The organism is Candidatus Protofrankia californiensis (genome assembly GCF_900634765.1).
In the GTDB taxonomy this organism is placed as follows: domain Bacteria; phylum Actinomycetota; class Actinomycetes; order Frankiales; family Frankiaceae; genus Protofrankia; species Protofrankia californiensis.
Genome location: NZ_CAAAFT010000408.1, coordinates 1849 through 13485, shown reverse-complemented (window position 1 = coordinate 13485; position 11637 = coordinate 1849). Strand labels below are relative to the sequence as shown.

Here is an 11637-nt window from a genome sequence, read left to right as displayed (position 1 = left end):
AAACCGACCTGCGTACCCCGATGCGAGCCGGGGCCGACGACGCACAGTTGGCGGCGTTGTGGGCGCGGGCGGTCCGTGGCAAGCGGGCCGGGCACGGCATCGACGGTCCGGCGTTCGTCCAGCCTGCGCGGCCGATGTCGGCGATCGGTGGATGAGCGATCCATGGATGAGCTGGGACGCGCTGGTGCTTGCCGGCGGCTCGGCCCGAAGGCTTGGCGGGGTGGACAAACCGGCGGTTATCATCGGTAACCAGACCCTGCTCGAACGCGTCCTGGCCGCAGTGGATGATGCCCGTGGCGTGGTCGTGGTCGGACCCCGACGTCCTGTCGCGGTGGCGCGCCGCATCGTCTGGACACATGAGCAACCGCCTGGCGGGGGGCCGGTCGCCGCCCTGGCCGCCGGCCTGGAGCTGGTAGGCGCACCGTTGGTGGCCGTGCTTGCCGCCGATCTTCCGTTCGTGACGGCGGAGACCCTCGGTGCGCTCGTGCGGGCCGCTGGTGGATGCGATCATGACGGTTCCCATCCCGCTCCCGGCGGCTGGGCCGTCGACAACGTCGACAACGATGCCGTGCAGGGTGCCATGCTGGTCGACCCGGCGGGTCGCCGGCAGTACCTGACCGGCGTGTGGCGGACGTCGGCGCTGCTGGCGCGGCTACCAGCGGTCACCTCCGGCGTCCCGCTGAGGTCGGTCCTGACCGACCTGCGGGTGCGGGTGCTGCCCGCTGACGCGCGTACCACGCTGGACTGTGACGAGCCGTCGGATGTCGAACAGGCGCGGCGCTGGGCCAGGATGGCCGGATGAGTCCTCTTGACGACTGGGTGGTCGACGCGGCCGGTGCGCTCGACCTCGACCCGGCACTCCTTGACGTCCACGGCGTTCTGGATCTCGCTCGTGACGTGGCGCACACCATCGCGCGGCCCGCGGCTCCCCTGACCGCCTTCCTCGTCGGCCTCGCGGCAGGACGCAACGGCGGTGATCCGCAGGCGGTCCGGCTGGCCACCGAAAAGGTGCTCGCTCTTGTCGCGGCCCGCACACGCACTGATGGCTAACGCATCCAGGCCGGGTTGTCCTCCAGTAGCGCTCGCATGTCGATGACCATCGTCTGCATGGTGAGTGGGTCGTCCAGCCCCAGACCGCCCGGGGCCGACAGGGGCAGCACGTCGTCCGCGGCCGGCGCCGGGTCACGGTTCGCCCCGCGGCCCGGTTTGCCTACCGGTGGGTCAGGCAGCGGCAGGCGTGGCAGCGCCGTCGTGGCCGCGTCGGCGTCGACGCCGCTGGGGCCGAAGGCGTGGCCAGGACCCAAGACAGAATGATCATGTTTTTCGCGTGCCGCTGGGAAGCCCTCGCGGGCCGCCGGAAAGCCGAGGGGCTCGGCTCCTGCCCGTGCCTGTGACCGGGCCCGCGTCGTGACGATCGCCTGGTCCAGCCCGCCAAGCCCGGCGATCACCACGAACCCCGGCAGCGCGAAGATCGCCGGTCGCCATGCGGTCAGCGCCACGAGAGCGAACACGATCACGATCGTGAATGCTCCGATCGTGTGGCGTTGCACGGGTGGCAGCGCCGGAACCTTTCGACCATGTCGGTAGTGCGCCACGGGCTCGAGTGTGCCTCTCTCGGACGAACCAGCCAAAGCCCGGCCTCGACGAACTCATTCCTCTACCGGCCGTAAGCAGAGCAGGGTGGGGCGGAAGCGGACGCCGGTGTCGGCGCGTCGGCGAACAATGACCGGAGACCCTGGGCGCCGGCGTCGGCATGGGCCTCGATCGTCCATGTGATCATCGCGCGCTCCCGGCTGTTGCGGGCGGAGGCCAGGTGCTCGGCGTCCTGCCAGGCGTTCTCCCGAGCGGCGACCAGCGTCGGTATGAGACCTTCGCGATCGAGCCCGAGCAAGGCCGCCACCTCGTCGGGCAGTGAGCCCAGTGGAGTCCTCGCCTGCGTGAGCAGGGAGACCGTCACCCCTGCCAGGATCTCGTTGATCCGGTCGTGGTCGCCCTTGTGGCTGCTTCCGTCGGGGCCGACCAGGCCCATGTCGGCAAGGACGAACGGAAGGTCACGGGTGATGTGCGCGTGCATGCCGAGTATCAGGTCACCGGCGGGGGGGACCGCGGGCGTCGAGGCTGCCGCAAAGGCTGTCCGCCACACCGGTGGCACGCCGGCCTGCCCGCCGGTGGACCACCCGTCGAACGCCCGGAAGTAGTACTCGGCGAACCGCGCGGCCTCGGCGTGGACCCAGGCAGGGTCGGCGAAGTAGCCCGGTATCGCGGCCGCGTCGCGGAACGCCTCGGTCGTGCGCAGGTAGACGAGGGCGAAGACCGCCCTGGGATCGCAGTGGTCTTCCAGCGGCCGGAGTCGGTTACGCATTGTGGTCAACGTTTCGTCTGTGCACGTTGCCGAACCGGTTGTGCAAGGTGGTGGAAACACCCGTTCTGCCTGCTGTGCTCCGTCGCGGACGGCCGGCGTTGCGGCCCGGCCGGACTGCGCTGCGGCCCAGGCGGGCATAGCAGTGATCAGCAGGCCCGCCGTCAGAGATATCATGACTGCGGTGCGTAGCCGGCTCATGAGCCTCATAGTAGCCTTGTGGCTACTTGAAGTATTTACAATCCGGCAGTGAGTCGCGATACTGCTGCGCTATGTCCCTCAATGGTCACACTTCGAGCGAGGTGGCTACGCTGTGCGGTCCTCGGCGTTGTCAGGGTGCTGGTGGTGAATCCGCTCGCCATGGCCTGGTCGAGGACGGTCCGGCAGGCCGAAACCCCGCCGACCCCGGGGAGCGCGCCGGCCCTTCGACCACAGCGGGCCTTCCGGCGATGGCGGACAGTACCGCTCAGGACATTCTCGGCAGCTTGACCGAGATCGTCTTCCGGACCGATGCCCAGGGCCGCTGGACCTACCTCAACCCCGCGTGGACGACGGTGACGGGCTTCGACGTCGCATCCTGCCTGGGCAAGCACTTCCTCGACTACGTGCACCCGGAGGAACGCGAACGCACGGTGGCGCTGTTCATGGCTGTGGTGGCCGGCGGCGCCGACCACTGTCACCACGTGACGCGCTATCGGACCCGCGGTGGATCCTACCGCCGCGTCGAGATCCGCGCCAACCTGCTGCGCGGGCCGGACGGCCAGGTCATGGGCAACCTGGGGACGATCGTCGATGTGACCCGCGGTCACATCGACGCCGAGACGGTCGGCGAGCACACGGCGTTGCTGGAGCTCGTCTCCGACAGCGCCCCAGTCGACGATCTTCCGGTGGGCATCCTGCTCTTCGACCGTGCCTTCGGAGTCCGCCGCGCGTCGCCGGTCGTGGACCGTCTGATCGATGATCACCTGCGGGTCGGTGAGCCGTTGGAGCGGCTGGCCGGACTGCTCAGGCCGCACGGTGAGGGGGTTGCGCTGGAGGGCGAGTGGGGGCTGGTCGCGACGGCGATCAGGACCGAGCGGCCGCAACACGCCGATCTGAGCCTCCTCGCTCGGCCTGTGGGTACTTTGCCGCCGGCTGCCGCTGGTCCCGCGACTGCCGCCGGGTATGCGCGGGAGCGGGCGTTGCGGGTCTCGGTGATCCCCAACCTCGGTGGGTCCCAGGAGCTGCTGGCCATGGTGCTGCAGGACGTGACGGACCTGCGACAGGCCGAACGGCGACAGGCTGCTGTCGCCCAGCTCGGTCAGCGCGCACTGTACGGGACGACGATCTCCAGCCTCCTGCGGGAGGCCACCCAGGTGGTGCGCGACACCCTGAGCCTGCCGCACTGCGAGGTGCTGGAACCCGCCGCGCAGGATGATTCGATCATCGCTGCGGCCCTGGCCGCGGACAGCCCGGTGGTCGTCAACCGTAGCGCGACGCCCTTGGGCGTGCTGTTGCGGGGTGCGTCCACGGCCTCCGGCGGGACCGATGCGGCCGGCGGTGTCGCCGCCCGCATCGGAGCGCCCGGTCGAAGCTTCGGGGTGTTGGTGGCGTACACGACGCATCCACGGGAGTTCGCCGCGGACGAGGCGGATTTCGTCCAGTCGGTCGCCAACGTCCTGGCGGCGGCGATCGAACGCCACAGCGCCGAGCGGGAGGTTCGGCACCAGGCCCTGCACGACCCGCTGACCGGCCTGGCCAACCGGGTTCTCCTGCATGACAGGATCTCCCGGGCGCTGCGGGAGGTCCAGGCCGAAGACGGCCAGCTCGCTTTGCTGCTCATGGATCTCGACCGGTTCAAGGAGATCAACGATACGTTGGGTCACAGCGTGGGCGACGACGTGCTGCGCGAGGTCGCGGCGCGGCTGGGACGTGCCACGCGGCATACCGACACGATCGCCCGCCTCGGCGGGGACGAGTTCGCGATCCTGCTTCCGTCGACGCCAGGGGGTGTCGCCGACGCGCTGGCGGTCGCGAACTCCGTCCGGGCGGTGCTGGCCGAGCGCATCGACGTCGGCTCCCTGCCACTGCACGTGGACGGCAGCATCGGGATCACGGTCGCTCCCGGTGACGGGCGCGATCCCGGGACGCTGGTGCGGTGCGCGGACGTGGCCATGTACCGGGCGAAGCAGCTGTCGCTCGGCGTCGCCGTCTACGCCCCTGAGACCGACCAGAACCGTCGGGAGCGTCTCGAGCTGCTCGGTGGGCTGCGTTCGGCGATCGCGGGCGGTCAGCTCGTCCTGCACTATCAACCCAAGGTGGACCTGCGTACCGGCCGGACCACGGCGGTCGAGGCGTTGGTCCGCTGGCAGCACCCCGCCCACGGGCTGGTCGAGCCGGGCCGCTTCGTCCCCTTTGCCGAGCAGAGCAACCTGGTCAAGCCGCTGACCCGCCGGGTGCTCATGCTCGCCCTCGACCAGGCGCGATCATGGTGGGACGCGGGAAGGCTGCTGCCGGTCGCGGTGAACGTCTCGGCCCGGATGCTGCACGACGCGGAACTGATCTCGACCGTGCGGGCGGAGCTGGACCGGACCGGCATGCCGCCCCAGGCTCTCGAACTCGAGCTCACCGAGAGTGCGGTCATGCTGAACACGCGCAACGCGATGAACGTCATCACCGAGTTACGCGGCGAGGGAATCCGGATCTCCGTGGACGACTTCGGGACGGGATATTCGTCCCTGGCCTACCTGCGGGACCTCCCCGTCCACGATCTCAAGATCGACAAATCGTTCGTGGTCAATGTGGCGCATCGCACAAAGGACTTCTCGATCGTCCGGTCGATCATCGATCTTGCCCACAATCTCGATCTTCGAGTGGTTGCCGAGGGCATCGAGTCGAGCGAAGTCTGTAGCTTGCTGCGTGACCTCGGTTGTGACGAGGGGCAGGGTTTCTACCTCGGCTACCCGGTGCCGCCCGCGGATCTTGCGGCCTAGCGGGTTGGGAGGCCGGGTCTGGGGTCACTGAGGTTCGAGGAGGGGCCAAGGGGCCAAGGAGGGGTCAAGGTCCAAGTCTGGCGGGTCGCCGAGCTGTGACTGGTTCGGACTGTCGGGCGTGTCCTTGTCGACTATTACTACGATAGGCGTTCATCATACTACCTTGTGTAATATCGATCGTCGATGGCGGCGGTCCGTACAAGTACAAAACGACCATCAAGCATGTTGCCTCACTAAAACACGTCCGATCGGGTTGTCGGCGGACGCGCCGAAGGCGTGAATCACGTTCGTCCGGCCTCGTCGGATCATCTATCGGATTCGATACCGTAGCCGGTGTCGGCGCTATTGCGTATGCACTGCTTTCTCGGACAAGGTGCCATGCCGGGGCGCTGTGCTGCACCATAGGCTCAGCCTCACTACATTCTGGAGGTCGGCCGTGGGCAGGGGAAGTCGTACGCTGCGGGGACGCGTCATGTCTGCTGTGCCCGCGCTCCTGGCGGCCGTCGTTCTTCTTGTCGGGTGCGGCTCCGCTCGTTACGAATATGTAACGAACAAGGATGCCGGGACGTTTCTCAAGATCCCGAGTGCCTGGCAGCAGCACCCCATGCTCGGGCCCGCCTTCGTCGGGATAGACGCCCGCAACGTCAGTCCCGAGGCTGCCCGGCTGTTGGCCTCCCGTGAGTGGGTGGTGGGGATCGACGCGGCGGCGAAGTTCGACGAGAAGAACCTCCTGCTCCCGGACGCACCCGAACCGAAGGGATTCGTGCAGGTCCGCCAGCTCCTGCCGGAGGAGGCGGCCACGTTGTCCACCAACGACCTGCGCAACCTGCTCGTCTCCATCGACGACGCCGAGCAGGAGCAGGCCGAGCAGGTCCGGCAGGATCCCGAGGGAGCCCGGCTGTCGCCGCACTTCCTGCTGCTGACCGACGAGAGCGTCCACAAGGAAGGCGGCGTCCACGGCGTCCACTTGGTCTACCAGCTTCGGGTGGACACAGGCCTGGTCACCATCGACCAGACCAGTCTTTTCGACCAGGATCAGACGATGCTCTACCAGCTCGTGTTCGCCTGCTCCTCCTGGTGTTACGACCAGCATGGTGCGCAGATCCACCAGGTTCAGACATCGTTCACGATCAAGCCGATCACCTGAGATTGAAGATCATGAATCAGACCTCGTCCGCGCAGCCGCCCGTGCAACCGTTCACGATCGGCCCCGTCGATCCTCCGCCGTCGCAGTCGTCCAGGCCGGTGCGCAGGCCGCTGGTCCTGTGGGACAGGGTGAAGTTCCTCATCCTGTTCGCGGCGCTGTTCGGGTTCGTGGTGGCCGCGGCCATGTCGGACAACCCGATCATGGGCTGGTCCGACGCCGTGCGCGAACAGGCGTCGACGAGCTGGTGGCTGCTCGCGCTGATCGCGGTCGAAGTCATCCACCAGGTGCACATGTTCGTCGGCGAGCGGTCCTCGGCCTACTACGTCTTCTGGACCGACCGGGTCTTCGGCCGCTTCGAGCGTCGCCTGCTCCGGCTCAACGACTGGAACCGCTACCGCATGAGCCGAACCCTGAAATGGGTGGCGACTCTCGCGATCTTCGCCTTCGTCTACGCCCGGATCCGCGACGACTCCGTCTTCAACGCTGTCGTGGCCATCCCCGGCGACATCTGGGACGCGGTCCCGTTCGTGCTCCAGATCCTCCTGCTCATGCTGCTCGCGGTCGGCCAGTTCGTAGTGATCTTCTGGTTTCTCTCCCGCGGCGGCGTGGACGTCTACTTCCCCGAGGACATCAAGACCCGGTTCATCGACGTCTGGGGCCAGGACCACGTCCTGTCCCGGGTCAAGGAGGCGGTCTTCCATCTGGAGAAGCCCGAGGAGATCGAAAGCCGTGGCGGCTACGTGCCCGGAGGCATCCTGCTGTGGGGTCCGCCCGGCACCGGCAAGACCCTGATCGCGGAGGCGGTCGCCGGCGAGACGGGCAAGCCCTACGTCTTCGTCGACCCAGGTGCGTTCCGGGCGATGTTCTTCGGTGTCGGCGTGATGAAGGTGAAGAGCCTGTTCCGCAAGCTGCGCAAGCTGGCTCTCCGCTACGGCGGTGTGATCGTGTTCTTCGACGAGGCCGACACTTTGGGTAACCGCGGTCAGCTCGCCGGTGGTGATTTCGGGCGGGCGGCCCCGTCGAGTCGTGCCGGCGGCCACCTCTTCGGGCCGGTCGACCCGGCACACTCGTGCAACGGGATGGCCTACGCCAGCCACTCCACGCGCCGGCAGTTCGCCGAAGCCCAGTTCGTGGTTCCCGGTGGCGGCGGTGGTCAGGCGAGTTTCGACGGGACGCTGCAGGCGCTGCTGACCGAGATATCGGGTCTGAAGAAGCCACGCGGTTTCCTCAACCGGATCGTCCGGCGTGCCCTGGGCATGCGACCGAAGCTACCGCCGAAGTACCGCATCATGATCATGATGGCGACCAACATGCCGCAGTCCCTGGACGAGGCACTGCTGCGGCCCGGCCGCATCGACCGCATCTACAAGGTCGGGTACCCCAGCAAGGAGGGCCGGATACGGACCTTCCAGGGCTACCTGAGCAAGGTCCGCCACGATGTGGCGTCCGAGCAGGTGGAGCGGCTTGCGGTGATGAGCCCGTACGCCACGGGCGCGAGCATCAAGGACATGGTCAACGAGGCGCTCATCCAGGCGATCAAGGCGGACCGGGAGGTCGTCACCTGGCAGGACCTGCTGAAGGCCAAAGCGATCAAAGAACATGGCCTGCCCGACGACCACGAGTACGTCGAGCGGGAACGCCACAGCATCGCCCTGCACGAGGCCTGCCACGCGGTGGTCATGTACCGGCTGCAGAAGCACATGGTGATCGACATGGCGACCATCGAGCGCCGGGGGGACACCGGCGGCTTCGTGGCTCCGGTGCCGCTGGAGGACAGGTTCGTCGACTGGCGCTCCGAGGTCGAGATCGACGTGATGACCTTCCTCGCGTCCATCGTGGGCGAGCGGATGTTCTTCGAGGGTGACCACACCCAGGGCGTCGGTGGGGACCTGCACGCCGCCACGGAGCTGGTCGCCCGCAGCATCGGGCGGCACGCCATGGGCACCATGCTCACGTCGCGTCCCGCGCTGGCCTCGGGCCTGGGCAGCAACCCGGCTTACTCGGGCAGCAGCCCGGGCTACCTCGGCGGCACGTTCGTCGAGGAGGTGGAGGCCAAGCTCCAGGAGCTCTACGTGCGCACCGAAGCGATCCTGACGGACAACCGCAGGGAGATCTTTGCGGTCACCCACGCGCTGGAGACAAAAAAGACGATCACCGGTGAGGACGTGGAAGCAATCATGGAAGGCACGGTCGGCCCCACGCTGGACGGCCGTCGTTACCACGAGCCGGATTTCCTCGCTCTCGCCGAGGAGTACCACTCCAGTGCCGTCCAGGCGCATCGCGGCCAGCGCATCGAGCAGCTGCGGCTTCCGGATCTCAGTAGCAAGGCGGCAGCCGCACCGGCTGCCGAGACTCCACCGGTTTCCACGGCCTCGGCCGAGCTGTAGGAGCGAGCGGGAATCCAACCAGGGAAGGCCGGCTGGTGGGCGGATTCCCGGGGACGAGGTCTGCTTTCGGGTGCTAGATTGCGAAATCGTGCACTCCTGGCCGAACATGTCGTGCGACATGCAGGGGTGCCCGGCGTGTCTGTTCGTGGACGAGGGCTGTTGTCCCGTCTGACGGCCGTTGGTGATGTTCGAAGTCCATGCGGCCGTGACCCGGCGGTCGCGTCCGTCCCGGTGTGAGTGCTAACGCGGCCTGTCCGGCGCAGCCGTCCATCTCCGGGGAGGATCAAGTTCCATGTCAGCAGAAAGCTGGTCGTTCGAGACCCGCCAGATCCACGCCGGTGCCCAGCCGGACCCGACGACCGGGGCGCGTGCGGTCCCGATCTACCAGACGACGAGCTATGTCTTCCGGGACACCGATCACGCCGCCGCGCTGTTCGCCCTCGGTGAGCCCGGCAACATCTATACCCGGATCATGAACCCCACGCAGGACGTCTTCGAACAGCGGATCAGTGCGCTCGAAGGGGGCGTGGGAGCGCTCGCGGTGTCCTCCGGTCAGGCGGCCGAGACCCTGGCGATCCTGAACCTGGCCGAGGCCGGCGATCACATAGTGACCTCGGCGAGCCTGTATGGCGGCACCTACAACCTGTTCCACTACACGCTGCCCAAGCTGGGCATCCAGGTCAGCTTCATCGAGGACCCGGACGATCTGGACGCCTGGCGTGCCGCGATCGCCCCGAACACCAGGGCGTTCTACGGCGAGACGATCGGTAATCCCAAAGGGGACGTTCTCGACACCGCCGGGATCGCCGAGGTCGCACACGCCGCCGGTATCCCGCTCATCGTCGACAACACCCTGGCCACGCCCTACCTCTACCGGCCGATCGAGCACGGCGCCGACATCGTCGTGCACTCGGCGACGAAGTTCATCGGCGGCCACGGCACCACGATCGGCGGTGTGATCGTCGACGGTGGGCGTTTCGACTTCGGCGCGTCGGGCCGGTTCGCGAACTTCACCACGCCCGACCCGAGCTATCACGGACTGGTCTACTGGGATGCCCTCGGTCACGGTTCCTACATCGCCAAGGCCCGCGTCCAGCTGCTGCGCGACATCGGCGCGGCGCTCTCGCCCTTCAACGCGTTCCTCCTGCTCCAGGGCCTGGAGACGCTGTCCCTGCGGATCGAGCGGCATACCTCCAACGCCCAGCGGGTGGCCGAGTGGCTACAAGCGCGTGACGAGGTGAGCTGGGTCAACTATCCGGGGCTGCAATCGTCGAAATGGCATGACCGGGCCCGGCAGGTGCTGCCGAACGGCGCCGGCGCGATCCTGTCGTTCGGGATCGTCGGCGGCCTTGAGGCGGGTCGGAGGTTCGTCGAGGGCGTGGAGCTGTTCAGCCATCTGGCGAACGTCGGTGACGTACGTTCGCTGATCATCCATCCGGCCACCACGACACACTCGCAGCTCACCGAGTCCGAACAGGCGACCACCGGGGTGACTTCCGACCTGGTCCGACTGTCCATCGGGATCGAGGGCATCGACGACATCCTCGCAGACCTCGACGCCGGCTTCCGTGCCGCCAAGGGATGACAGCTACCCGGACGGAGCGGCAGATGATCTTCTGCCGCCCTTCGCCGGTGCGGGGCGGGGCGGGCTCGACCCGGTCGGGCGGCGTCGGTTCGTCGGCCTTCCCGGTCCGGTCGTGCTGGAGAACGGAGCGTCGCTACCCACTGTCACGGTTGCCTACGAGACGTGGGGGCGGCTCGACCCGGCGGCCTCCAACGCCTTGCTGGTGCTGCACGCGCTGACCGGTGACAGCCACGCCGCTGGTCCGGCCGGGCCGGGGCATTCCGGCCGCGGATGGTGGGACGCGATGATCGGCCCGGGTCGGCCGATCGACACCGAACGCTATTTCGTCGTGTGTCCGAACGTCCTGGGCGGATGCCAGGGAACGACCGGCCCGTCCTCGACCGCCGCGGACGGCCGGCCCTGGGGGAGCCGGTGGCCGGAGATCACCATCGGTGACCAGGTGCTGGTGGAGGCACTGCTGGCCGACCAGCTCGGGATCTGGCGCTTTGCCGGTGTGATCGGCGGGTCGATGGGTGGGATGCGCGCCCTGGAATGGGCGCTGCGGTATCCCGACCGCGTCGCCCGGGCGGTGGTCGTCGCATGCGGGGCGGCCGCGACCGCCGAACAGATCGCCCTGTACTCCACCCAGATCGCGGCAATCATCTCCGATCCCGGCTGGTGCGGCGGGGACTATCATCACCGGCCTGCGGGTGCCGGCCCCCATGCCGGGATGGGTCTTGCCCGCAGGATGGCGCAGGTCAGCTACCGCAGTGAGCGGGAGCTTGCCGGCCGTTTCGGTAACCGGTTGCAGCTCGACGGCCGTTTCGCGGCCCAGTCCTACGTCGAGCACCATGCGGACAAGCTCGTCCGCCGGTTCGACGCGGGCACCTACGTGACCCTGACTCAGGCGATGATGACCCAGAACGTCGGCCGCGGCAGGGGTGGGGTGGCCGCGGCGTTGTCGGCCTGCCCGGTTCCGATGGCGGTGGCCGGTGTCGACTCCGACCGGCTCTACCCGCTCTACCTCCAGCGCGAGATAGCCGATGCGGTACGGGTGCCTGCCCTGGCCGGCGGCCTCGCGGTGATCCGATCGCTGTACGGGCATGACGCGTTCCTGCTGGAGACCGAACAGGTCACGGACGTCGTACGGGAGGCGCTGGAAGCTCCGCCCGTTGTTCCGGCGGGGGGGCCGGAACAACGGGCGCCGG

The 11637-nt window shown here is 68.0% G+C and carries 9 protein-coding genes and 1 pseudogene; 8 read left to right on the top strand and 2 right to left on the bottom strand.

What is annotated here, in order from left to right; translation table 11 throughout:
• The 3 genes and pseudogenes from DD1DGNOD_RS29940 to DD1DGNOD_RS20945 form a co-directional block, all read left to right on the top strand.
• A pseudogene (locus tag DD1DGNOD_RS29940) lies at positions 1–155 on the top strand (GTP 3',8-cyclase MoaA); the annotation flags it as partial.
• Positions 152–802, top strand: a complete 651-nt coding sequence (gene mobA, locus DD1DGNOD_RS20950; RefSeq protein WP_131768223.1) for a molybdenum cofactor guanylyltransferase — start codon at positions 152–154, stop codon at positions 800–802. The pseudogene DD1DGNOD_RS29940 and the gene mobA, both read left to right, overlap by 4 nt.
• A complete protein-coding gene (locus DD1DGNOD_RS20945) occupies positions 799–1050 on the top strand; it encodes a DUF6457 domain-containing protein (RefSeq protein WP_131768222.1) in 252 nt (83 codons plus the stop codon). Before mobA ends, DD1DGNOD_RS20945 begins: the two co-directional genes overlap by 4 nt.
• On the opposite strand, the gene DD1DGNOD_RS20940 is transcribed toward DD1DGNOD_RS20945, so the two are convergent.
• A complete protein-coding gene (locus DD1DGNOD_RS20940; protein WP_165035198.1) occupies positions 1047–1550 on the bottom strand; it encodes a hypothetical protein in 504 nt (167 codons plus the stop codon). The genes DD1DGNOD_RS20945 and DD1DGNOD_RS20940 overlap by 4 nt on opposite strands.
• A 107-nt stretch (positions 1551–1657) precedes the next feature.
• Positions 1658–2500 carry a DUF5995 family protein gene (locus DD1DGNOD_RS20935; protein WP_283234737.1) on the bottom strand — a complete coding sequence of 281 codons (843 nt, stop codon included), beginning with the start codon at positions 2498–2500 and terminating at the stop codon, positions 1658–1660.
• A 308-nt stretch (positions 2501–2808) separates the two neighbouring features.
• On the opposite strand from DD1DGNOD_RS20935, the gene DD1DGNOD_RS20930 reads away from it, so the two are divergent.
• From DD1DGNOD_RS20930 to metX, 5 genes are all read left to right on the top strand, one after another.
• The gene (locus tag DD1DGNOD_RS20930) at positions 2809–5331 is read left to right on the top strand and encodes a sensor domain-containing protein (protein ID WP_165035200.1); all 2523 of its coding nucleotides are present in this window, start codon (positions 2809–2811) and stop codon (positions 5329–5331) included.
• Between the two features lie 472 nt (positions 5332–5803).
• Positions 5804–6478 (top strand): hypothetical protein, encoded by a 675-nt coding sequence (locus DD1DGNOD_RS20925; RefSeq protein WP_165036946.1) that lies wholly within the window; start codon positions 5804–5806, stop codon positions 6476–6478.
• 11 nt (positions 6479–6489) lie between these two features.
• A complete protein-coding gene (locus DD1DGNOD_RS20920) occupies positions 6490–8865 on the top strand; it encodes an AAA family ATPase (protein WP_131770886.1) in 2376 nt (791 codons plus the stop codon).
• Between the two features lie 292 nt (positions 8866–9157).
• Positions 9158–10450 carry a bifunctional o-acetylhomoserine/o-acetylserine sulfhydrylase gene (locus DD1DGNOD_RS20915; RefSeq protein WP_131768217.1) on the top strand — a complete coding sequence of 431 codons (1293 nt, stop codon included), beginning with the start codon at positions 9158–9160 and terminating at the stop codon, positions 10448–10450.
• A partial coding sequence (gene metX / locus DD1DGNOD_RS20910) for a homoserine O-acetyltransferase MetX (protein ID WP_131770889.1) occupies positions 10434–11637 on the top strand: 1204 nt, incomplete at its 3' end. The genes DD1DGNOD_RS20915 and metX, both read left to right, overlap by 17 nt.